Origin of the sequence: Martinezella calliandrae (assembly GCF_030272695.1) — a bacterium.
Taxonomy (GTDB): domain Bacteria; phylum Pseudomonadota; class Alphaproteobacteria; order Rhizobiales; family Rhizobiaceae; genus Rhizobium; species Rhizobium calliandrae.
Window position 1 is genome coordinate 1 of sequence record NZ_JARFYN010000085.1, and the last position, 23,120, is coordinate 23,120.

General features: G+C 58.7%; 21 protein-coding genes and 3 pseudogenes. 9 read left to right on the forward strand and 15 right to left on the reverse strand.

Features of this window, described 5'->3' with window-relative positions:
* The 7 genes from PY650_RS33765 to PY650_RS33795 form a co-directional block, all read right to left on the reverse strand.
* On the reverse strand, positions 1-120 hold a 120-nt coding region (locus tag PY650_RS33765), incomplete at its 3' end, for an ACT domain-containing protein (RefSeq protein WP_349644540.1).
* 100 nt (positions 121-220) lie between these two features.
* Positions 221-1,528 (reverse strand): type III glutamate--ammonia ligase, encoded by a 1,308-nt coding sequence (gene glnT, locus PY650_RS33770; protein WP_285884330.1) that lies wholly within the window; start codon positions 1,526-1,528, stop codon positions 221-223.
* An 80-nt stretch (positions 1,529-1,608) separates the two neighbouring features.
* Positions 1,609-2,937 carry an FMN-binding glutamate synthase family protein gene (locus PY650_RS33775; protein ID WP_285884332.1) on the reverse strand — a complete coding sequence of 443 codons (1,329 nt, stop codon included), beginning with the start codon at positions 2,935-2,937 and terminating at the stop codon, positions 1,609-1,611.
* Positions 2,938-2,954: 17 nt separating this feature from the next.
* Positions 2,955-3,641 (reverse strand): GltB/FmdC/FwdC-like GXGXG domain-containing protein, encoded by a 687-nt coding sequence (locus PY650_RS33780; protein WP_285884334.1) that lies wholly within the window; start codon positions 3,639-3,641, stop codon positions 2,955-2,957.
* A gap of 54 nt (positions 3,642-3,695) precedes the next feature.
* The gene (locus PY650_RS33785) at positions 3,696-4,592 is read right to left on the reverse strand and encodes a class II glutamine amidotransferase (protein ID WP_285884337.1); all 897 of its coding nucleotides are present in this window, start codon (positions 4,590-4,592) and stop codon (positions 3,696-3,698) included.
* 90 nt (positions 4,593-4,682) lie between these two features.
* Positions 4,683-5,366: a helix-turn-helix domain-containing protein gene (locus PY650_RS33790; RefSeq protein WP_285884339.1), complete on the reverse strand. Its 684-nt coding sequence runs from the start codon at positions 5,364-5,366 to the stop codon at positions 4,683-4,685.
* 81 nt (positions 5,367-5,447) lie between these two features.
* Positions 5,448-6,407 (reverse strand): GlxA family transcriptional regulator, encoded by a 960-nt coding sequence (locus PY650_RS33795; protein ID WP_285884341.1) that lies wholly within the window; start codon positions 6,405-6,407, stop codon positions 5,448-5,450.
* 86 nt (positions 6,408-6,493) lie between these two features.
* On the opposite strand from PY650_RS33795, the gene PY650_RS33800 reads away from it, so the two are divergent.
* Genes PY650_RS33800 through PY650_RS33815 form a run of 4 tightly spaced genes read left to right on the forward strand, consistent with a single transcriptional unit; the run spans position 6,494 to position 11,482 of the window.
* Positions 6,494-7,744: a sarcosine oxidase subunit beta family protein gene (locus tag PY650_RS33800; RefSeq protein WP_285884343.1), complete on the forward strand. Its 1,251-nt coding sequence runs from the start codon at positions 6,494-6,496 to the stop codon at positions 7,742-7,744.
* 12 nt (positions 7,745-7,756) lie between these two features.
* Positions 7,757-8,035, forward strand: coding sequence for a sarcosine oxidase subunit delta (locus PY650_RS33805; protein WP_285884345.1), 279 nt, complete (start codon positions 7,757-7,759; stop codon positions 8,033-8,035).
* Positions 8,032-10,965 carry a sarcosine oxidase subunit alpha family protein gene (locus PY650_RS33810; RefSeq protein WP_285884347.1) on the forward strand — a complete coding sequence of 978 codons (2,934 nt, stop codon included), beginning with the start codon at positions 8,032-8,034 and terminating at the stop codon, positions 10,963-10,965. The genes PY650_RS33805 and PY650_RS33810 overlap by 4 nt, the downstream gene beginning before the upstream one ends.
* On the forward strand, positions 10,958-11,482 hold the full coding sequence (locus tag PY650_RS33815; protein ID WP_285884349.1) for a sarcosine oxidase subunit gamma: 525 nt from the start codon (positions 10,958-10,960) through the stop codon (positions 11,480-11,482). Before PY650_RS33810 ends, PY650_RS33815 begins: the two co-directional genes overlap by 8 nt.
* Before the next feature lie 70 nt (positions 11,483-11,552).
* Here PY650_RS33815 and PY650_RS33820 read toward each other — a convergent pair.
* Together PY650_RS33820 and PY650_RS33825 are read right to left on the reverse strand one after the other, a co-directional pair.
* Positions 11,553-11,782, reverse strand: a pseudogene (locus PY650_RS33820) (amino acid ABC transporter permease); the annotation flags it as partial.
* 170 nt (positions 11,783-11,952) lie between these two features.
* Positions 11,953-12,780: a helix-turn-helix transcriptional regulator gene (locus PY650_RS33825; RefSeq protein ID WP_285884351.1), complete on the reverse strand. Its 828-nt coding sequence runs from the start codon at positions 12,778-12,780 to the stop codon at positions 11,953-11,955.
* 96 nt (positions 12,781-12,876) lie between these two features.
* On the opposite strand from PY650_RS33825, the gene PY650_RS33830 reads away from it, so the two are divergent.
* Positions 12,877-13,773, forward strand: a complete 897-nt coding sequence (locus PY650_RS33830; RefSeq protein WP_285884353.1) for an SDR family oxidoreductase — start codon at positions 12,877-12,879, stop codon at positions 13,771-13,773.
* 118 nt (positions 13,774-13,891) lie between these two features.
* On the opposite strand, the gene PY650_RS33835 is transcribed toward PY650_RS33830, so the two are convergent.
* On the reverse strand, positions 13,892-14,302 hold the full coding sequence (locus PY650_RS33835) for a helix-turn-helix domain-containing protein (RefSeq protein WP_285884354.1): 411 nt from the start codon (positions 14,300-14,302) through the stop codon (positions 13,892-13,894).
* A gap of 381 nt (positions 14,303-14,683) precedes the next feature.
* On the reverse strand, positions 14,684-15,670 hold the full coding sequence (locus PY650_RS33840) for a helix-turn-helix transcriptional regulator (protein ID WP_285884386.1): 987 nt from the start codon (positions 15,668-15,670) through the stop codon (positions 14,684-14,686).
* A gap of 530 nt (positions 15,671-16,200) precedes the next feature.
* Between PY650_RS33840 and PY650_RS33845 the strand changes: the two genes are divergently transcribed.
* Complete coding sequence (locus PY650_RS33845) at positions 16,201-17,529, forward strand: pilus assembly protein TadG-related protein (RefSeq protein WP_285884356.1); 1,329 nt, start codon at positions 16,201-16,203, stop codon at positions 17,527-17,529.
* Between the two features lie 110 nt (positions 17,530-17,639).
* On the opposite strand, the pseudogene PY650_RS33850 reads toward PY650_RS33845, so the two are convergent.
* Positions 17,640-17,911: pseudogene (locus PY650_RS33850) on the reverse strand (SDR family oxidoreductase); the annotation flags it as partial.
* 164 nt (positions 17,912-18,075) lie between these two features.
* Between PY650_RS33850 and PY650_RS33855 the strand changes: the two are divergent.
* Positions 18,076-18,258 (forward strand): annotated as a pseudogene (locus PY650_RS33855) (L-idonate 5-dehydrogenase); the annotation flags it as partial.
* 17 nt (positions 18,259-18,275) lie between these two features.
* Here PY650_RS33855 and PY650_RS33860 read toward each other — a convergent pair.
* Positions 18,276-19,679, reverse strand: coding sequence for a helix-turn-helix domain-containing protein (locus PY650_RS33860; protein ID WP_285884358.1), 1,404 nt, complete (start codon positions 19,677-19,679; stop codon positions 18,276-18,278).
* Between the two features lie 127 nt (positions 19,680-19,806).
* Between PY650_RS33860 and PY650_RS33865 the strand changes: the two genes are divergently transcribed.
* Together PY650_RS33865 and PY650_RS33870 are read left to right on the forward strand one after the other, a co-directional pair.
* On the forward strand, positions 19,807-21,399 hold the full coding sequence (locus PY650_RS33865; protein WP_285884360.1) for an isocitrate lyase: 1,593 nt from the start codon (positions 19,807-19,809) through the stop codon (positions 21,397-21,399).
* Positions 21,400-21,468: 69 nt separating this feature from the next.
* Positions 21,469-21,648, forward strand: a complete 180-nt coding sequence (locus PY650_RS33870; RefSeq protein WP_285884362.1) for a hypothetical protein — start codon at positions 21,469-21,471, stop codon at positions 21,646-21,648.
* A gap of 150 nt (positions 21,649-21,798) precedes the next feature.
* Here PY650_RS33870 and PY650_RS33875 read toward each other — a convergent pair whose 3' ends face one another.
* Positions 21,799-22,278, reverse strand: coding sequence for an RES family NAD+ phosphorylase (locus PY650_RS33875; RefSeq protein WP_285884364.1), 480 nt, complete (start codon positions 22,276-22,278; stop codon positions 21,799-21,801).
* A complete protein-coding gene (locus PY650_RS33880) occupies positions 22,275-22,706 on the reverse strand; it encodes an Xre family toxin-antitoxin system antitoxin (RefSeq protein WP_285884366.1) in 432 nt (143 codons plus the stop codon). Before PY650_RS33880 ends, PY650_RS33875 begins: the two co-directional genes overlap by 4 nt.
* Positions 22,707-23,120: the final 414 nt, after the last annotated feature.

Genomic DNA, 23,120 nt, shown 5'->3' on the forward strand with positions numbered 1-23,120 from the left:
GAGATCGTCGAACTGGCTGGAGTCGACGATGTTGCAACCTTGATCGGCCAGATAATTCGCTATCGCCGCAACGATCCCGCGCGTCGATTTGCAGGATACGGTCAATATGAATTTCATCATGCTGAATTTTCCTTCGCCATTCGAAGCGCTCAGAGTGCCATTGGCCGGGTTTCGAGCTCCGGCCCTTTGCGTCGGGATTTTCAAACGTCGAGCCATTGGCTCAGACATCAAGCGCGGAATCGCGTTCCCACTGCGTGAAATGCGAGCAAAAGGAATCCCATTCCCGGTGCTTGAGCTTGAGGTAGGCGGCGGAGAATTCCGCTCCGATCGCCTCCTTCAAGCCCTCATCGGCATCATAGGCGCGCAGTGCATCGAGCAGGTTGAGCGGCAGGCGCGGCGCGTCCTTCACGAGATGCCCCTCCGCATACATATCGATATCATAATGCGGGCCGGGATCGGCCCTGTTGCGGAGGCCGTCGAGGCCGGCTGCAATGATGATGGCTTGAAGCAAATAGGGATTGACCGCACCGTCCGGCAGGCGCAGCTCAAAACGGCCAGGCCCAGGCACGCGCACCATATGGGTGCGGTTGTTGCCAGTCCAGGTCACCGTGTTCGGCGACCAGGTGGCACCCGACGTCGTGCGCGGCGCGTTGATACGCTTGTAGGAATTGACCGTCGGATTGGTAATCGCAGCAAGCGACGAGGCATGTTTCATGATACCGCCAAGAAACTGCCTGCCTTCCGCCGAGAGACCGAATTCCGCTTCCCTGTCGGCAAAGACGTTTGTCCTGCCGTCATTGTCCCAGACCGAGATGTGGCAATGGCAGCCATTGCCGGTGAGCCCCTTAAAGGGCTTCGGCATGAAAGTGGCGCGAAGACCGTGCTTTTCTGCGATCGACTTCACCATGAACTTGAAGAAGGAATGCTTGTCGGCTGTCTTCAGCGCGTCGTCGAATTCCCAGTTCATCTCGAACTGGCCGTTCGCATCCTCGTGATCGTTCTGATAGGCGCCCCAACCAAGTTCGAGCATGTAGTCGCAGATTTCGGCAATGACATCATAGCGACGCATAACAGCCTGCTGGTCGTAGCAGGGCTTTTCAGCGCTATCGTATTCGTCTGAAATCTTCGAGCCGTCGGCGGTGATCAGGAAGAATTCCGCCTCAACACCGGTCTTGACCCGCTTGCCCGCCGCCTCGGCTTGCTTGACGAGCTTTTTCAACACGTTTCGCGGCGCCTGGGCGACAAGTTCGCCTTCCATCATGCAATCGGCGGCTACCCAGGCGACATCCTTTTTCCATGGGAGTTGGATGACAGAGGATGCGTCCGGTACGGCGAAAAGATCAGGATGAGCGGGTGTCATGTCGAGCCAGGTGGCAAAACCTGCAAAGCCCGCGCCCTCTTCCTGCATGCCGGCGATCGCCTGCGCGGGCACCAGCTTGGCGCGCTGGCATGCGAAAAGATCGGTATAGCTGATCATGAAGTATTTGATGCCTTTGTCTTTCGCAAAAGCAGCAAGATCCAGTGTCATTCTCGTTCCCCTTTGGATTTCTCAGAGACACTTTGGTTATGGATGCGAAACGGCCGGGACGTTTGCCCGGCCGCTAGAAATCAGTAGCCTCCCTTTCCCGGAATCCAGTTCGTGCCCGCAAGTGGCACCTGCGCCATGGCAGAAGCCTCGATGGTCAGCGCGCAGAGATCTTCTGGTTCGAGGTTGTGGACGTGGTTTTTGCCGCAGGCCCGGGCGATGGTCTGTGCCTCGAGTGCCATGACCTTCAGATAGTTGGCGAGGCGCCGGCCGGCGGTCGCTGGATCGACACGTTTCATCAGTTCGGGATCCTGCGTGGTGATGCCGGCGGGATCCTTGCCCTCGTGCCAGTCATCATAGGCGGCAGCCGTTGTCCCGAGCGCTTCGTAATCGGCGGTCCAGCGCGGATCGTTCTCGCCAATAGCGATGAGGGCCGCCGTACCGATGGAGACGGCATCGGCGCCGAGCGCCAGTGCCTTTGCTACGTCAGCACCATTACGGACACCGCCGGAAACGATAAGCTGAACCTTACGGTGCATCCCCAGATCTTGCAGCGCTTGCACGGCGGGCCGGATGCAGGCAAGCGTTGGCATGCCGACATGCTCGATGAAGACCTCCTGCGTTGCGGCTGTGCCGCCCTGCATGCCGTCGAGCACGACGACGTCGGCGCCGGCCTTCACGGCAAGTGCGGTATCGTAATAGGGCCGCGCGCCACCGACCTTCACATAGATCGGCTTTTCCCAGTTGGTGATTTCGCGCAGTTCGAGGATCTTGATCTCAAGATCGTCCGGACCGGTCCAATCAGGGTGACGGCTGGCCGAGCGCTGATCGATTCCCTTCGGCAGCGTGCGCATCTCGGCAACGCGATCGGAGATCTTCTGGCCGAGCAGCATGCCGCCGCCGCCAGGCTTAGCGCCCTGGCCGACAACGATTTCGATCGCATCGGCGCGTCGCAGATCCTTCGGGTTCATGCCATAACGCGAGGGAAGATATTGATAGACGAGGAGCTGCGAATGACCCCGTTCCTCCTCCGTCATGCCGCCGTCGCCCGTGGTGGTCGACGTGCCGGCTATCGTCGCGCCACGGCCGAGCGCCTCCTTGGCAGGGCCGGAAAGCGAGCCGAAACTCATGCCGGCAATGGTGATCGGGATCTTTAATTCTATCGGCTTCTTAGCGAAGCGCGAGCCGAGCACGACATTGGTGCCGCATTTTTCGCGGTAACCCTCCAGCGGATAACGGGAGATCGAGGCGCCTAGAAAGAGAAGGTCATCGAAATGCGGCAGTTTGCGTTTGGCACCGCCACCGCGAATGTCATAGATGCCGGTCGCCGCCGCGCGGCGGATTTCCGACATCGTGTATTCGTCGAAGGTTGCCGAAAGGCGAGGCTCTGTGGGCGGATTGTGATAGCTCATGAAACCCTCGGTAGGACCTAGTAGGCGTCGGCGTTGTCGACGTGGAAGCTGTAGAGTTTGCGGGCCGAGCCGTAGCGGCTGAACTCCTCGGGCCTTGCATCGGTGACGCCGGCCTTTTTAAGGAGACGGCCGAGCAATTCGACGTGCTCGGGGCGCATCTCCTTCTCAATGCAGTCGGCCCCGAGGCTCTGGACCTTGCCGCGCACGAAGATGCGCGCCTCGTAGAGGGAATCGCCAAGCGCCTCGCCAGCGTCGCCAAGAACGACAAGGTTGCCGGCCTGCGCCATAAAGGCGGACATATGACCGATATTGCCTCGCACGACGATATCGATGCCTTTCATGGAAATGCCGCATCGCGACGAGGCATTGCCTTCGATCACCAAAAGGCCTCCGCAACCGGTCGCACCTGCATATTGACTGGCATCGCCTTTGACTATTATCCGGCCGGACATCATATTCTCGCCGACGCCGGGGCCGGCCGAGCCGTGCACCGTGATAACAGCCTCTTCGTTCATGCCGCCGCAGTAATAGCCGACACTGCCGCGGATATCGATGCTGACGGGCGCGTGCACGCCGGCAGCGACCGCATGATGGCCACGAGGATTGACGACTTCGAACTGAAGGTCGTTATCGCCCTGTACAATGTCGTGCAGGGTCTGATTGAGATCACGAAGCGGGGTCACCGCAAGATCGAATATGGGCATATAATCGTCCTGAAATGAAATCGAACCGATTGGTTGAAGCTGCCATGCCGGCTTTCAGCGTTCCCAGAAATAAACAGTTGCCGGCTCCGGCTCCCAGACACGCGCCGCTTCGATGCCAGGCAGACTGACAAGCGCACGATATTCCGAACCGAAAGCGACATAGCGATCCGTTTCAGCCATGATGGCAGGCTTGCAGGCGATCGCATCGCGCACGACGCCGAAGCCCGACTTGGTGCCGACGACGAAGGTGAAAAAACCGTCGAGGTCGTCCACCGCGCTTTCCAGCGCCTCGCCCAGATTCTTGCCTTTGGCCATTTCCGCCGTCAGATAAGCGGCCGCAACCTCCGAGTCGTTTTCCGTCTCGAAGGTCATGCCCTGATGCTTCAGCTCGCGGCGAAGATTGTTGTGGTTCGACAGCGAGCCGTTGTGCACAAGGCACTGGTCGGAGCCGGTCGAGAAAGGATGGGCGCCAAGCGTCGTTACAGCGGACTCTGTCGCCATGCGCGTGTGGCCAATACCATGGGTGCCCGCCATCGAAGTGACCGAAAAGCGGGAAACGACATCCTTCGGCAAGCCGGTTTCCTTATAGATCTCGATCGCATCGCCGCTGCTCATGATTCGCACGTCGGGACGAAGTTGGGCGATTGCGGCGCGGCCTTCGTCGAGCTGATCCTTCGGCAAGGTGACGACCGCGTGCGTACTCTTGACCTCGATCGAAAGATAGCTGTCGAGCGTCCTCATCAATTCCATTTCCAGGCCAACGAAATCTTTCTTCGGATCGGCGGACTGGATGGTGATCTTCGCCTTGTCGCCATCGCCGTCGCCGTAGATGGCGATGCCGGCGCTATCCGGCCCGCGATCGGTCATCGTCACCAGCATGGACGACAGGAGCGCTCCGAGCTGAGGCTCCAGGCTTTTATCCTTCAGGAAGAGACCCACAATTCCGCACATGACCAAACCCTCTGTTCGCATCAGCAAAATGAGTAACAGGTCTCCTTATGAATTTCAACTAGCAAGAATATTTTTTTCTTTTAAAGCAAGTCAGTCATTCTTGCCCACTTGTGGATAGGTGATGATCGACAGGTAGCGGCTTGGCAGCTTGACGAGCACCTCCGGGCCATGCGGCGCGTCGGCATCAAAGAATAGGCTGTCGCCCGGTTGCATGGGGAAAAGCTGGTCGCCATGGCGATAAACGACCTCGCCTTCGAGCATATAGAGAAACTCCATGCCCTCGTGCTGGAAAGTCGGGAAGACGTCGGAATCAGCCGTCAGGGTTATCAGGTAGGGCTCGACGATGACGCCACTCGTATTGTTGTCGATATGCCCGAGCAGATTATACTGATGCCCGGCGCGTGTGCCGCGGCGTTCAAGTTCGATGCCCTGTCCCGCCTTGACGAAGACAGCGTTGCGCGGCTCCTCATAGCGGCGGAAGAAGGCGGTGAGCGGCATGCCGAGGGCGCGTGACAGCGATTGCAGCGTCGTCAGCGACGGCGAAATATTGCCATTCTCGATCTTTGACAACATGCCGAGCGATATGCCGGTCGCAGCGGCCAGATCCGTCACCGTGATACCGAGTTTCTTGCGGAAGGCGCGCACCTCATGACCGATCGCAATTTCGAGATTGTTTTCCTTCGGCTCGCGAACGGCATGCGGATCCTGGGTGAAGGCTGGCCGGCCGCCATGCGTGTGATCCTCCTGCTTCGTCGCGTCGCGCTTGGTTTTCATTCAGTTTTCCTTCGTCAGCAGATGTTTTTCCTGGAAATCACCCTATCGCCCTGGTGAAAATTTCTCAACCGTGAAGAAAGTCTAGTCCAGTCTCATATCCCGCGGCGCTTGGCCAAAAGCCTTGCGAAACAGTCGCGAGAAATGGCCCGCGCTGGAAAAGCCGGTCGCAACCGCGATTTCCGAAATCGACAGCGGGCTTTGCCGCAGTAGGCGTAGCGCGTGCTGCAGCCGGATGCGGCGATATTGCTCGAGAAAGGTCGTTTCCAAATGGGCGGCGAACAGCCTGTCGAGATGACGGGCGCTAACGCCGGCGATCCGTGCCATCGTCGTACGATCGAGCGGCATCTCGATGGTCTCTTCCATCTTAGCAAGGACGCTGAGCAACCCCGGGTGGTGCACGCCGTAGCGTTCGGCAAGCGAGGCCCGCTGCGGTGCGGCCGGCTCGCCGATCTCCGTATGCAAATACCAGTCACTGACGCGGCGGGCGAAATCCGCGCCGATGCGTTCGGTGATCAGCGCATGCATCATGTCCAGCGGCGCGATGCCGCCGCCGCAGGTGATGCGATTGCCGTCGATGACAAAGCGGGCCTGACGCGGCGTGAGATCCGGAAAGGCTTCGAGCAGCGCCGGCGCATGTTCCCAATGAATGGTGAAATCACGCCCGGCCAGCAGCCCCGCGGCGGCAAGCAGATAAGGGCCGCCCGAAATGCCGCCGATCCGCACGCCTTCGCGCGACAACTGCCGGAGGCAGGCATGCACGGACGGATAATGCCAGTCGCGCGGCGAACCGCCGGCGCAAACGAAGACCATGTCGAGACCAGTGCCGCGAGACGGCAGAGGGGCCGCGGGAACCACGGCGCCCGACGAGGACGGCGCCGACGTGCCGTCGGGAGAAAATATGGAGAGACGGTATAGCTCGCGTCCAGCGATCAGGTTTGCGGCACGAAGCGGCTCGGTCGCGGACGCATAGGACATCAGCGCAAATCCCGGCACAAGAAGGAAACCGATTTTCTGGGCGCTTTTTGTATCGGTCGGGCTCATGTCTCTTTTTTAGCGAATAATGTCCTCCATGTGCAAGTTAATACGCTTCAATCTGTCATCATGGGACATCTCTTTCGGATATCACCATGCGCTATTCCGCACTTTCGATCTTTCTGAACGGCCTTCGCGGCAACAAGGACTGGACCCCAGCCTGGCGCAGTCCCGCACCGAAGCCGCACTATGACGTCGTCATCGTCGGTGGCGGCGGCCATGGACTTGCAACGGCCTATTACCTAGCCAAGACGTTCGGCATCACCAATGTTGCGGTGTTGGAAAAGGGCTATCTCGGCTCGGGCAATATCGGCCGCAACACAACGATCATTCGTTCGAACTACCTGTTGCCCGGCAACAACCCTTTCTACGAGCTGTCCATGAAGCTCTGGGAGGGCTTGGAACAGGATTTCAATTTCAACGCCATGGTCTCGCAGCGCGGCGTGCTCAATCTTTTCCATTCCGATGCACAACGTGACGCCTATACCCGCCGCGGCAACGCCATGCGGTTGCACGGGGTCGATGCCGAATACCTCGATCGAACGGCCGTGCGTAAGATGCTGCCCTTCCTCGATTTCGACAATGCCCGCTTCCCTGTCATGGGCGGCCTGTTTCAGCCGCGCGGTGGGACGGTTCGCCACGATGCGGTCGCCTGGGGATACGCCCGCGGCGCCGACAGCCGCGGTGTCGACATTATCACAGGCTGCGAGGTGACCGGCATCCGCACCGAGAATGGCAGCGTCACGGGCGTCGTGACCTCAAAGGGCTTCATCGGCTGCGGCAAGCTGGCGCTCGCCGCAGCCGGCAATTCCACCATCGTCGCCGATATGGCGGGCCTGCGCCTGCCGATCGAAAGCCATGTGCTGCAGGCCTTCGTGTCTGAGGGGCTGAAACCCTTCATCGACACGGTCGTCACCTTTGGCGCCGGCCATTTCTACGTCTCCCAATCGGATAAGGGCGGCCTCGTTTTTGGCGGCGACATCGACGGGTACAATTCCTATGCGCAACGTGGCAATCTTGCGACCGTCGAGCATGTCGCCGAGGCAGGCATCGCCATGATCCCGTCGTTGACCCGCGTGCGTTACCTGCGCACATGGGGCGGCGTCATGGATATGAGTATGGACGGATCGCCGATCATCGACCGCACCCACATCGACAATCTCTATCTGAATGCCGGCTGGTGTTACGGCGGCTTCAAAGCGACGCCTGCCTCAGGCTACTGCTATGCCCACCTGATTGCCCGCAATGAGCCGCATGAAACGGCCCGGCAACTGCGACTTGACCGCTTCCGGCGCGGCTATCAGATCGACGAAAAGGGCGTCGGCGCCCAGCCCAACCTGCATTGAGGACATGACAAGATGGCAAGCCTGATTTCCTGCCCTCACTGCGGCCTGCGTCCCAAAGAGGAGTTTTCCATCAAGGGCGATGCAAGCCTGACACGTCCCGCCCCGACTGCCGGCCCCGAGGCATGGTACGACTATGTGTACCTTCGCGACAATCCGAAGGGGCGCCACAAGGAGTATTGGCACCATTCCTCCGGCTGCCGCCGCTGGCTGGTGGTCGAACGCGATACCTGCACCCACGCCGTTTATGAGGTGAGCGACGCCGCACTTGCCAAGCTCGGAGGCCGGGCATGACAAGCTATCGCCTCTCCGTCGGCGGTCAGATCGACCGCTCCAAGATCGTCAACTTCACCTTCGACGGAAGAGAACTGGCCGGCCACCCCGGCGACACACTCGCCTCCGCACTGCTTTCCAACGGCATTCAACTCGTCGGTCGTAGTTTCAAATATCATCGGCCACGCGGTATCCTGACGGCGGGTGCTGCCGAACCCAATGCACTGGTGACGACAGGGACCGGCGGCCGGACCGAAGCCAACAGCCGTGCCACCTTGATCGAGCTCCATGAGGGGCTGATCGCGCGCAGCCAGAACCGCTGGCCTTCGCTCAACTTCGATATCGGCGCCGTCAATGGCCTGTTCTCGCCCTTCCTCGGTGCCGGGTTCTATTACAAGACCTTCATGTGGCCGGCAGCCCTTTGGGAAAAACTCTACGAGCCGCTGATCCGCAAGGCCGCCGGCCTCGGCAGGGCATCCTACGAGGCCGATCCCGATTCCTATGAGAAACGCTGGAGTCATTGCGACCTGCTCGTGATCGGCGCGGGACCGACAGGCCTTTCCGCGGCCCTGACGGCGGGACGCGCCGGCGCCCGCGTCATCCTCGCCGACGAGGGTTTTGCGCTCGGCGGCAACCTCCTTCTCGAGGGCGGCACAGTCCTGAGGGATGCTCTCGACGAGCTGGAAAGCCTTTCTAATGTGCGCCTCCTGCCGCGCACCACAGTCATCGGCTGGTACGACGACAATGTCTTCGGCGCCGTCGAGCGCGTGCAGAAACATCTGGCAACGCCCGATCCCAATCGTCCGGTCGAGCGTCTCTGGCGTATCATCGCCAGGCAGGCGGTGCTTGCGACCGGCGCGGAGGAACGCCCTCTGGTCTTCGGCGGCAACGATATTCCTGGCATCATGATGGCTGGCGCCATGCGCACCTACCTCAATCGCCAGGCGGTTGCCCCCGGCGCCCGCACCGTCGTCTTCACAACGAACCAATCCGGTTACCGCACCGCCGCCGACCTTGAAGCCGCCGGGCTCGAGGTCGCCGCCATTGTCGACAGCCGAACCAACACAAGCGACGGCTGGTTGGGCCGCGCGTCGGTGCTGACCAATGCCCGTGTCGTCGACGCGCATGGCCGCAAGCGCTTGCATCGCTTGAGCGTCGCGACCGCCTCGGGCACTCAACGCATCGAGGCTGATGCACTGGCTGTGTCCGGCGGCTGGAGCCCGATCATCCACCTTGCATGCCAACGCGGCGCAAGGCCCATCTGGTCCGAAGAGAAAGCCGCGTTCCTGGCACCTGAAAGGCAAGAGGGCTTGCTGATTGCCGGCTCGGCCGCCGGCCTTGCCGCCACGGATGCCTGCCTCGGCGATGGCGCCCGCAAAGCCGTCGAGGCATTGAAGGCGATCGGCTTCGGCAACGTCATGCCAGCCTATGCAATGGTGGAGGAGATCTCTCCGGCCGTCGCGTCGCTCTGGTATGTCAAAGGAAGCAAGGACAAGGCGTTCGTCGATTACCAGAACGACGTTCATCTGAAGGACCTCGGCCTTGCCGTGCGCGAAGGCTACAGCCATGTCGAGCTCGCCAAGCGCTACACCACCAACGGTATGGCGACCGATCAGGGCAAGCTGTCCAATATCAACGCCATCGGCATCCTGGCAGAAGCGCGCGGCGTCTCACCGGCCGAGGTCGGCACCACGACCTTCCGCCCGTTTTATACGCCGGTCTCCTTCGGCGCACTAACCGGCACTGCGCGCGGCAAACACTTCCAGCCGGCGCGCAAGTCGCCGCTGCACAACTGGGCCAAGAAGAATGGCGCCAACTTTGTCGAGACGGGCCTTTGGTATCGCTCATCCTGGTTCCCGCGCCAAGGCGAGACCACCTGGCGTGAAAGCGTCGATCGCGAGGTGCTGAACGTTCGCAAGAATGCCGGCATCTGCGATGTCTCGACGCTCGGCAAGATCGAAATTTTCGGCAGGGATGCGGCAACCTTCCTTGACCGTGTCTATTGCAACGGCTTTGCCAAGTTGTCCGTCGGCAAGGCACGTTATGGCGTCATGCTGCGCGAAGACGGCATGATCTATGACGACGGTACGACCAGTCGTCTCGGCGAAGATCATTTCTTCATGACGACGACGACGGCGCTCGCAGCCGGCGTGCTCACCCATCTCGAATTCTGCGCCCAGACGCTCTGGCCTGAACTCGACGTCTACTTCGCCTCCTCAACCGACCAATGGGCGCAGATGGCGATTGCTGGCCCTAAATCGCGGGCGATCCTCTCCGAGATCGTCGATGAGGATTTGTCCGACGACGCCTTCCCCTTTATGAGCGCCCGCATTATCTCGCTCTTTGGCGGTACGCTCGAAGGCCGCCTCTTCCGCATCTCCTTTTCCGGCGAACTCGCTTATGAGCTCGCCGTACCCGCCGGTTACGGTGAATGGGTGGCGGATGCCATCATGGAGGTTGGCGAGAAGCACGGCATTTGCCCCTATGGCGCTGAAGCCCTCGGCGTGATGCGCATCGAAAAGGGCCACGTCACCCATGCCGAGATCAACGGCACGGTGACGCCAAGTGATCTTGGCCTCGGTCGAATGGTCTCAGCGACCAAGGCGGATTTCATCGGCAAGGTCATGCTGACCCGCGAAGGCCTGCAGTCACCCGACCGCCCGCGCCTTGTCGGCGTGAAGCCGATCAATCCCATCACGAGCTTCCGCACCGGTGCCCATATCCTGGCGGACGGGGCAGCCGCCACGCTCGAGAACGGCCAGGGCTATGTCACCTCCAGCGCATTTTCGCCAAGCCTGGGCCACACGATCGGCCTAGCTCTGGTTAAGCGCGGGCCAGAGCGTATTGGTGAAAAGGTCACGGTTTGGAACGGCCTTAGAAACGAATTCACCGAAGCGCTGCTCTGCAGGCCGATTTTCATCGATCCCGAGAACGAGAAACTCCATGCGTGATCGTCCCGAACACAGGCCGGCACTTGCCGGCAAGGCCGTATTCGAGAGGCCTGGCATCCGGTTGGAGATCCTGCCGGAAGGCCATCTACTGCATGTGATGGGCTCGATTGATGCCGAAAGCCTAGCCGGCTATCTTTCGGCAGCCGACCTTGCGCAAAGTAGCCTCCGCTCCGCGGGCTTCCGGCAATGGTTCGTCGTCGGCGACAACAAGCTTGCGCCCGTGCGCATTGCCGCGCTTTCATCAATCCTCCAAGGGAAGGCCTTTGTCTCCGACCAGAGCCATGGGCGCGTTCGTATCGCCCTTTCTGGCCCCCATGCAGCCGAAATCCTTGCGAAAGGCACCGCCGTCGATCTCGATCCTTCAGTTTTTCCCGAGGGCCGTTCAGTGGTCACGCTTTTCGGCCATGTCTCGCTGCACCTGACGTGCACCGGACTGGAGCGATTCGAGCTAACCGTGTTACGCAGCTATGCCGAACATCTCCACGAAGAACTGGAGCACCTGGCTGCTGCCATCTGACGCGAAAATTTTACCATGACGGAGTGCCTATTTGCGGCGCCGCTAGAAGTGGCGTGCGGTCCTGCCCGCCGGCATATTGCTGCGATCCGATCGCGCTCTGCGTTGCCGTCAGCTTTGGCACGGTGACTATAGACAAGACCGTTGTCTCCTCCATCAGGATGACCACCATGTTCACAGATGGCGGCAACACCAGCATCGTCATTTCCAGCAACAGAATGCGCCGGACGATCTGCCTCCGCGTCGGCTGACGCATTCGCCGGCCTCGATATGACCCTTGGGCACGAGCTCGAAGCCGGAGCGGGACGCCGCCAACAACAGGCGCGCCCAACTCGTCAATCTCGGCCTGTTTACTCAGAAAAAATGAGGCAAGAACGGCCTTGCGTGCCGGTCGTGAAAATCGCGCTCAGTTGCAATCGGAGTTTGGTTCCGAAGGCAACGGTCGACGCGCTCTATCCCGAGGCTTCGGAAAGTCATGACTTGATGAGCGATCGGATCCTGTCGAGGTCAGCCGGCATCACCGGATTGTAGACCACCATGCTGAGATCTGGACGGCCATCGACCGCAAAGGCTGAATATTCAAACGCGAGCGGGCCGAGAACCGGGTGTTTTATGTGCTTGACGCTCTCGCCATGGCTGAAAAGCTCGTTGTCGCGCCACATCCCCTTGAACTCGGGGCTCAATTGGCAGAGTTCATCAACGAGTGGTTCCACCTCCGCCGCGGCCCCTGCACGGGCCGCGTCCATTTTGAACGCGCCCACGACGAAGCGCGCCACGCTTTCCCAGTCATATTGCGCAGCGCGGGCGCGCGGATCGAGAAAGATGAAGCGCAGGATATTGCGCTGTTCCGGTGGCAATGATCCGTAGTCCATCGACATCACGGCCACCGCGCGATTCCAGGCGACAACGTCCCATGTCGCTGTCCTGATGAGAGCGGGGGTCGGCTCTAACGCATCGAGCACGCGCTGCAGCCGCGGCGTGACGCCTTCGTCTTTCCTGTAGCGCACTTCCGGTGGATGACCGAGGCCAAGCAGGAAGAGATGCTCGCGCTCGATATCGGTCAACATAAGGGCACGGGCAATCCGGTCGAGCACATCGGCTGAAGGTGCTCCGCCGCGCCCCTGCTCAAGCCATGTGTACCAGGTCGGGCTGATATTGGCGCGTTGCGCCACCTCCTCGCGGCGCAGGCCAGCGGTTCGACGCCGCGCTGGAGAAAAGCCGAAGGCCGCCGGATCGAGCTTCGCGCGCCGGTCCCTCAAATAAACGCCGAGCGGATTTTCGCTTGTGACGTGTTCGCGCATCCTGTTAGCCATTATACTACGATAATCTCACTACTTTACCAGGATAGCCTATCGGTACATATCTGTCTCCAACGAAACCAAATGGAGACTGCATTGATGCGTGTATTTGTCACCGGCGCGACCGGTTTCATCGGCTCGGCCGTTGTAAAAGACCTGATCACGGCCGGCCATCAGGTGCTCGGCCTTGCCCGTTCACAGGAGAAGGCTGCGGCTCTGGCTGCCACTGGCGCCGAGGTTCTTCGCGGGTCACTTGAGGACTTGGCCAGCCTCAAGCAGGGAGCGACCCAATCGGACGGCGTCATTCACCTGGCCTTCAACCACGACTTTTCGAAATTCGTGGCGAACTGCGAAGACGATCGCCATGTGATCAAGGCACTCGGCTCGGCGCTCGCCGGCTCCAACCGGCCATTGATCGTGACCTCCGGAACCCCGATGGCCAACACCGTGCCCGGTCAGCCGGCCAAGGAAGACAATGCGACCGTCGGTTCCGACGTGCATCCCCGAGCAGCCTCGGAGGAGGAGGCAAGGTCTGTCGCCGCGGGCGGGGTCAATGTCTCTGTGGTGCGCCTTCCGCAGGTTCACGACCCAGTCAAGCAAGGCCTTATCACCCCATTGATCGAGATATATCGAGCGAAGGGCGTCTGCACCTATGTCGGAGACGGACTCAATCGCTGGCCAGCGGCCTACGTGCTCGATGTCGCCAGCCTCTACCGATTAGCCATCGAAAAGGCTGTGCCGAACGCGAAATATCATGCGGTCGGCGAAGAAGGTGTGCCGATGCGCGATATTGCGCAAGCCATTGGCCGACGCCTGAGGCTGCCGGTCAAATCCATCGCCCCGGAAGAGGCCCAGGCCTATTTCGGCTGGCTCGCCATGTTTGCAGGCCACGACATGCCCGCTTCCAGCGAGCAAACGCGGAGGAAGCTCGGGTGGGAACCGATTGGACCCGGCTTGATCGCCGATCTCGAACAGTTGCGCGGCTTCGACAGCTGAAGCTGAAAACACCCGGACTATGCTTTCCATGCTCGCCCACAAAAATCGCCGACGAGGATGGGAAGCACCGGGTTCGCCTGGCAGCTTGCCTGTTTCGTCTCGATCTTCGCTATCTTGGCTAGCCCGGCTCTTCAATCGGTACCAGCGACTTGACCAGATTTATGATCCTAAGGCGCGTGCGCGTGTCTTTGATCTTGGCGAACGCGCGGTTTAATTCGATGCCCTCCCCCGAGGCGAGAAAGCTGGCCAGGCCATTCCCAGGAACGACAATATCGTCCTGCGGCGTTGCGGAGGTGTCCTCGAAGAAAAATGAAACCGGCACGTCGAGGCAGTCTGCGACGCGTTGCAGGCGGCTGGCACCGACCCGGTTTGTGCCCTTTTCATATTTCTGTACTTGCTGAAACGTCACATCCAGCCCTTCCGCGAGCCTCGTTTGACTCATGCCCAATATACGACGCTGCATTCGAATGCGTCGCCCGACCTCGACATCTATCGGGCTCGCGTCCTTCTTACCTGCTCCCTTTTGCACGATTCTCTCTTTCCGCCTGACAATGTCTTGATGCCCTGAATGGGCTAAAAACCGTCCATCGGACCTGGGGGCTCGATGGACGGGGGGCTGCGGCTTGCTCTCGGATCTGCTCCCGTGTTGCGGCAGATCCAACTGCCCATGACTGCAGTGCCGCGCGTCGCACTTCAATGAGATTGCAGCATGCCATGATGTTGCGCTCTGTTTTCCTGCGTATGCAGGATAAGATTTGCGCTATGCGAACATTCCTTCCTGCCCGACAGATAACGGGCGGAGGGTTTGCGGTATTCTTGACTTTTGCCGAATTTTTCGATGACTGCCTGATAGCCCGTCACGATGTCGTTCGCTTGATCACGGCACGGTCAGCATGTTGACGTCGCAGTTTTACTTGCTCCCGCCTCGACCCAGCTTCGCTGCTTTGGACGGCATCTCACCAAAGGATTGGTGATAGAGCGCTGCAAAACGTCCCATATGGGAGAAGCCCCAGCTCCGCGCGACCTCGGCAACCGATTGGGAGTTGGCGGGATCCGTCAGGGCTTTGCGCGCACCTTCCAGGCGGATTGCGCGTAGATAATTGAGAGGGGTAGTGTCCTTGAACTGCTGAAAAGCCGCCTGCAACGCCCGCACGCTCGTGCCAGCCGCCTCTGCGATATCAGCAACGCCCATCGGAGACGATATGTTGGCATGCATATATTCAATTGCTCTCTTCAAGCGCTTTGGTATCGCAGGAGAAATCGGTCCTGTCAGTCGCGTCGAATAATTATTTGGGACAGTTTCCAACAGCATGGTCATCATCGCCTGCAATAGGCGCTCGATGAACGCCGACGGGGTCTCATGCACCTCATCACCGTCCAGGCAACTCCAGACAAGATTTGCGAGTGCCGCTATCCGCGAACCTTTTGCAGTTGCCAGATTGATCGTGTCGGCAAAGTCGATGTTGTCAGCAACGGGCGCATCCAACAGTTCACTCAATTGCTTGATCATCGCAGATTTTTCGAACGCCATGCCAATGTGGCTACGGTCCGCATGAAGAACCAGCTTATCGAAGCACGACATATCACCCAAGAGGCCGACCGCCGGCTCCGATACAAGTTGTTTTCGACCCGCCTCAATTGCCATTATGCCTGAGGACGGAAGGTAGAGAGCGTAGGCATCTGGCCCGCCCGAGAGCGTGACCTTCATCCCAGAATGGCATCTCCCATTCCAAATCGCGCAGCGTCCAACGATATAATGCCGGTCTTCCACCGAAATCAGAGAGCGTCGCAGAAGTGGCTCCACCTTCACCGGCGATAGGGTCCTCGCATAGTGTTCCGTCATTTGATCGGCATCGGCATTCGTGATCTTGAAAACGGAATGACTGACAGACCTCATCAATTTCCCCAAACATGCGATCCCAGGAAACGCTCTCAAGGGTTCACGCAAAACAGCAGAAGCAGACCCGTAAATCCCCACCTATCCGCAGGCGCAATCCTAGACGAAGGACGGCACGATTGCACCATCGGTCGAAACGCCGTCCAAGACGCGATAATTGAGGTGGGGCAAATGCGAAATAATGTTCGCCAAGCACAACGCAGAGACGTAGCGCCAAACGTACTTCTCGAAGTCCACCTCTATCCAGTACGCGTATTCCATATCCGCTTTGCGAATATTAATCCGCCATTCGGATCTCCTGGTTATATTTTAAGTAATTATTAGCGAGGGGGCGCCAATATCAAAGTATTTTTTGGAGATAGCAATCTTGGAGACCGAGCCATAACGAAACATGTCTCTGCAAACTACAATAAAAGATACTTCAAGAATTTTTTGACGCTCCCCTAGCGATTCTGTTGCCTAAAATTTCACGGGCCCACCCCCGCTTCAGGTGATGCGCGAGTAGCAAACTTATTAGGTGAAGGCGCCGCATGACGATTAAAATTCGCAGACAGCCGTTCGGCAAGTTATACGAAATCTCCAAGCGACTGATCGTCGATAGATCGGGAAATTTCGGCGGGATCACAGCCTTGCTTGCCGTTCCCCTCGTCGCGACGGCCGGTCTGGCGCTGGATTTCACCAATGCGCTTTTGGTCAGGACAGAGCTTTACAACGCAGCCGACGCCGCAGCGATCGGCGCAGTTGCGACTTCTTCCCCCGCGGTGGCTGCAGCTATGGCCATGTCCGGTGACGGCACTGTTACCATTGGTCAGGATGACGCGCGAAAACTGTTCTTCGGCCAGGCATCCCCGGACCTTCGAAACATGCCGGTCAACATCAACGTTGCGGTAACGAAAACGGCGAACGTGGTTACGTCCAAGGTGACTTTCAACGCCACCGTACCGACCACGCTTCTACAGGTTTTGGGGAAAACGTCCATACCGGTAGCCGGCTCCGCCACCGCGCAGTACCAGACGGCAAATTTCATCGATTTTTATATGCTTCTCGACAATTCGCCCTCCATGGGGGTCGGAGCCACATCGGCTGACATCACGACTATGCAAAATAATACGAGCGATAGCTGCGCGTTTGCATGCCACAACCTGGACACGACGAACAATTACTACAACTTGGCAAAGAAACTCGGCGTAAACATGCGCATCGACGTCGTGCGTCAGGCCACCCAGAAGCTGACGGAGACCGCCACCACCAACCGCTCGACTCCGGACCAATATCGTATGGCCGTTTACACCTTTGGAAGCCAGGCCGAAAAGGCTGGACTAACAACCGTATCCGATCTATCGGCCGACATGACGCAAGTGAAAAATTCCACCGATACGGTGGACCTGATGACCACTCCCTACCAAAATTACAATAACGACGAGCTGACGAGCTTCGACACGATGCTGTCGCAACTGAAGACGGTGATCGGCACCGGCGGCGGCGGTACGACCAATACCGATCGTTCAAAAGTGCTCTTCTTCGTGACCGACGGGGTTGGGGACAGTCACAAGCCAAGCACGTGCACGAAGACAACGACGAGCGGCGGCCGTTGCCAAGAACCGATCGACACGTCTTTCTGCCAGCCGCTGAAAAACCAGAACGTAAAGATCGCCGTTCTCTACACGACTTATCTACCGCTGCCAAAAAACGGCTGGTACAACACGTGGATAGCGCCATTTCAGTCGCAGATTTCCACGCGCCTCCAAAGCTGTGCCTCTCCCGGCCTATATTTTGAGGTAAGTCCGACGCAGGGTATTGTCGATGCGATGAATGCGCTGTTTCTCAAGGTCATTCGCTCGCCACGGCTCACGGGCTAAGCGTTGCAACGGGGTGTCGGCGCTGAGCCCCTTGCTTGCGGATATCAGCACGGATGCGATGGAAGTATCGAAGACGGCAGCCGACATCTTAGCGTCGCAGCCGCACGGCCTCAGAGTGACGCTGTGATACCGCCGTCGACATAAAGACGTGCCCGTTGACAAAAGAGGATGCATCGAAGGCAAGGAAGATGCAGGCGCCGACCAGTTCTTCGACGCGTCCCCAGCGACCGGCCGGCGTGCGCTTCTGAAGCCATGCCGAGAAATCGGCATTGCCGACTGCGCCTTTGGTTGCCGTATAGGGTGCGATCGAGGGCCGCGCCAGCGCAGTCTGGACGCTGGCAATATTGATGATCTTGCCGGCGCCACGCCAAAGGCGGCGCCGATTTCAGCTTCGAATTTATCTATAGCGTGTCGAGACGGGCAGATTGTGAACCGTGCCCTCGAACTGAGCCGCAGCCTTGGCAAGCTTTCCAGCATCGCGCCCGTTGAGCACCAGCTCCGCACCCGATGATCCTGGGTCATGAAGTCAGCGCTATGGTTGCGGCGGATCTTCGCGGTTCCTTCCGCTTCCACGAGGAATTCGGCACCGCTGTCGAATTGATGCGCAAGCGCCTGATCGATGTCAGGCCGCTGATCACCCATTGCCTGCCGCTTGCCGATGCCATCGGTGCGTTCGGGATCGCGTCAGGTCGCAGCCGCGTCATGAAGGCACAAATCGTCTTCTCCTGAGCCAGGATTGATCTGCGTTAGGAGTCAGAAAAACCAAACGGTGCATCGGTGCGACGATAGTCGTCCGGCAGAATTTGGCGGCCGATGGGCGGCTCGGAGCGCGACGTGCATGTCGTGCGCTGGCAGAGCCGGCAGGCAATTCCGATAGGCGTCGGTGCCGCGGCCTGAGGATGGTGGCGGCTGTAAATCAAGCGATCGGCGTGATGGGCTTCGCAAACGAGGGCGACGGCACGCTCAACGCGCGGCGCCCCAAAGGCGCCTCCGCCGGAACTGACGGTGCGTGCAATCGAGAAGAAGCGCTGGCCGTCCGGCAGTTCCAACCACTGCGTTAGGACCTTACGAGGTGTTGTGAAAACCTGATGGACGCTCCACAGAGGGCAGCCGCCTCCGTGGCGGGCAAACGGAAAATTTCCGCTGTTGAGCCTCTTGGAAACATTGCCGGCGACATCCACGCGAATAAAAAAGAAAGGAATTCTCTCATGTCCCGGCTTCTGAAGCGTCGTCAGCCGATGAGCCGTCTGTTCGAAGCTCGTGCCGAACTGACGCGACAGTGCCTCGATATCATAGCGGCGTGTCTCGACCGCCTTCGCAAAAACCGCATAGGGCATGATGATGGCGGCGGCACAATAGGCCGCGAGGGCTCGATGTGCGAGCCTGCGGGCGCTCTCGGTTTCGAAATTGCCCTCCTGCGTGGCAGCTCCGATCTCCTGATCGAATTCGAGATAGGCAAGCTGTTGAGCAAGCTGAAAATTCTGACTTGCGCTATCCAGCGTTTCGTCGAGCAAAAGGTCTTTTCGATGCCAATCCAACCGTCTGAGTGAGCCGGCCATCACGTCGGACGGCAGCCGCCTTACTCGAAGCTGATGACGCTGCTTGAAATAGTCCGCAAGCCCTCCCGCCTCCGTGATCTTCGTCGACAGCTTTTCCGCGGCGACATCCAGGACCGGAAAACAGTTGCGCCGCGCGGAAAGGAAGTTGCGCACGGCCGCGACCGGATCTCCCGAGGCCCCGGCACCATCGCCGAAACCTCCCTGCCTTCGATCGGCGAGAGCGAACTGCTCCTCCTTGTAGGCCGTGTAAAGGCGCAGCATGGCTTCGGCAATGCCGGGAAAACTATGCACGGCATCGGCTATTTCCAAGGGCACCAGGTCAATATCTGCAAAGATCGGGTCACGCATGGCTGATTGAAGTCTTGCGATCAGGTCAGGCCCGGTTTGTTCAGCGAAAACGGAGAAATCGACTTTGTAAGCTTTTGCCAGGCGCAACAGCGTCTCCGCCGTAACGGGCCGCTGATTGCGCTCCATGAGGGCGATGTAGGAAGGGGAAATCTCGAGGTCTGCCGCCATATCGGCTTGTGTGAGCCCGAGATCGCGGCGCAGCCGTCGCAGACGTGGTCCGAGGTAAACACCGTGCTTGTCCATGCTGACATTACAACATTACAAGTCTGTCTTGTAAAGTTTGACAACATGACATCGAGAGGCCTCTCCGCATTCGCCAAATGAGCCTAACTCTATTCGCAATCGCAGCATAATGCCCTGTGGAGGAACGATGTCGTACCAGACCTTTATCGAAGACGCCGATAAGCTCATTCAAGCAAACGAAAAGTGGACGGGCATTACGCCCGAGGCGGTCGCCCGCATGCGTCTGCAGAACCGCTTCCGCACCGGCTTAGATATTGCCCGGTATACCGCGGCGATCATGCGGCGGGACATGGCCGACTATGATCAGGATCCAAGCAAATTTACACAGTCACTCGGTTGCTGGCATGGCTTTATCGGGCAGCAGAAGGTCATTTCGCTGAAGAAGCACTTCGGTTCCACCGAACGACGCTATCTCTACCTTTCGGGGTGGATGGTTGCAGCTCTCCGGTCGGAATTCGGGCCGCTTCCGGACCAGTCGATGCACGAAAAAACTAGCGTTCCCGCTCTGATCGAGGAACTTTACACCTTCCTTCGCCAGGCCGACGCACGTGAACTCGGCATGCTTTTCCGGGATATCGACAGGGCTCGCGAAACGGGCGATAGCGTTCGTCATCGCCAGTTGCAACAGGCCGTCGACACCTATGAGACCCACATTATTCCGATCATCGCCGATATCGACGCCGGCTTTGGGAACGCTGAAGCGACCTATCTGCTCGCAAAAAAGATGATAGAGGCAGGCGCCTGCGCGCTTCAGATCGAAAACCAGGTCTCCGATGAAAAGCAATGCGGCCATCAGGACGGTAAGGTCACGGTTCCGCATGAGGACTTCGTCGCCAAAATCCGCGCTTGCCGCTATGCTTTTCTCGAACTCGGCATCGATGACGGCATCATCGTTGCGCGTACCGACTCCCTTGGCGCCGGCTTGACGAAACAGATCGCGTTCAGTGCCAGGGAAGGCGATATCGGCGATCAGTACAATTCCTTCCTGGATTGCGAGGAAGTCGCCAATGGTCAACACCAAAACGGCGAAGTTCTGATAACGAGAGGTTCCAAAATTCTTCGGCCCAGGCGGCTGCGTTCGAACCTCTATCAGTTCCGCGAGGGCACAGGTGCTGACCGCTGCGTCCTGGATTGCATCACGGCTCTACAAAATGGCGCCGATCTTTTGTGGATCGAAACCGAAAAGCCTCATATCGAGCAGATCGCTGGCATGGTCGACCGCGTTCGCCAGGTCATTCCGAATGCAAAGCTTGTTTACAACAACTCTCCCTCGTTCAATTGGACACTGAACTTTCGCCAGCAGGTATTTGATGCCTGGAAGAACGATGGCAGGGACGTTTCCGGCTATGATCGGCAGAAGCTGATGAGCGAAGAGTATGATGACACGCCACTGGCGATAGAGGCAGATGAGAGCATCCGGACATTCCAGCGCGACGCCTCGCTGCGCGCCGGTATCTTCCACCATCTCATCACCTTGCCGACCTACCACACCGCGGCTCTTTCGACAGACAATCTTGCCAAGGAGTATTTTGGTGACCAAGGCATGCTCGGTTACGTCGCCAACGTCCAGCGCAAAGAAATCCGCCAGGCAATCGCCTGTGTCAGGCACCAGAACATGGCAGGCTCCGATATCGGAGACGACCATAAGGAATATTTCTCGGGCGAGGCTGCGCTGAAGGCAGGCGGCAAACACAACACGATGAACCAGTTCGCCGCGTAAGAAACAGTCGAACACTTGGAATAGACGGGCGGGCGACAGCGTCCCGCTCCTTTCAAAAAGGAGAAGAAAATGTCCGAATATCAAGAGGCAACAATGCCGAACCAGCCGCAGCGATCACGTGCCGTTTTTTCGCAAGAAGATTTTGAGCTCATAAGGGTGGCGATCGCACACTACTTGCATGAGGTCGAAGGCCAGCGCGACGCAGTCAAATATTCGAACCTCTATCACCGCCTTGGTCGCATAGGCTAAGCAGAAGCTTGACCGTTGGTCCAGTGGCAGCGGATGTGTGATGACGCTTGCGGTGGTCCTCACCGCGGGCGTCATCGGCGGATTTGCGGATTAGACTGTATTGGCCACTCGACTTGAGCCTCCAAAGTCAACTGCAGCTGTGCCTGCTCGTTATCCAAACAGTCGCTTGTCCCAAAAAACCGGGTGATGCAGGCTGGCTGAGATGGCCCGGAATTCGGGGTGAGCTGGATTGATGATGATATTGTTGTCGAGGCGCGCTATCACACTGGGCACGATTAAAATCGCGCTTCGTTTCTCCAGGCACCATTGCTCGCCGAATCTCTTGCTGTCCGTCGCAGGCATCGTATCCCAACCTGGAAGCGCTGGTTGGGAAAAGACCTCATAGGTCAATCCTCGTGGAATGGTAATTTCCACATAGTGCTGGTTCGGAGGTAACTGGCCACTGCCATGGACCAGCTTCTCCAGCAGGGCAGTCGAATAATGTTCGCTGCTATAGATGACTGGACTTCCCGGTGTATTCCATCGTCCCGGCGCGATTGTCGAACCGGTAGCATCGAAGATCGGAAACATTCCTTTGGGATCACCGATCCTGAAGGACGACAGCGTGCGATCAAGGAACTGAGCCGTCACGCAGCGCTGCCGTATTTGAGGCGGGCAAGAATATCGAGCACCAATTCCGCACCGATCTCATTTTGAATAACCACATCAATCGGCCTTCTGTCCTCGAGCATCGGGTGAGAGCGAAACAGAAAATCTCGTGCGGCGTCAGCCGTCTGCCAGACATCGACGGCGAGATTCCATACGCGTGCGGCCCGCGCAACCCGCATTCCTTCATCCGACGACAGACGATGCGAGCTCTTTCGCCGCTCGTAGGTCGCTTTCGGAACAAAGCGGTATTTGAACTGGCTATCGTTCGGAGCAAGCAAACTCGACACGTGCTCCAAGGCAGAGATGGGCAACCCGCCCTCAATCCGAGACATTAGCCCGAACGGCGAACGGGCTGATGTCTCCTTGGCTGGCAGGCCAAGCACATCGGCAACATTCTCGAACGCTAGCATTTTCGTCTCCTTCGATCCATTTGAGGCCAAATATAGTCTCACCCAAGGCTCTCTGCAAGTGAGAGACCGTGAGGCCCGCTTGTTTTGCCGCTCAGCGAGGGATGCGGTGGCCGAGCGGCCTGCCGTCCGGCAAACTCGAATCTGTTCAGAAGGATGGCCGCACTTGCGGTGGCTAGCAGAAGCCTACAATGAATAATGGGCGATTCTGCCTTCCGAGGAGTATATTCGGACGGCATACAACAAGGACAGCCATTTCGCCGCGTCGGAGCAGCCCGAATTCTTCTGCGCAAAACCGCCGGCGGCTGCGCCCGGGGCCCGAAGCTCACATCTAGGACGGCTTGCCGCTTCGTTCTCCCCAGGCGGAGATCCGGATATTCGAACCCGGCTGCCGCACATGAACTCATGCATGGCAAC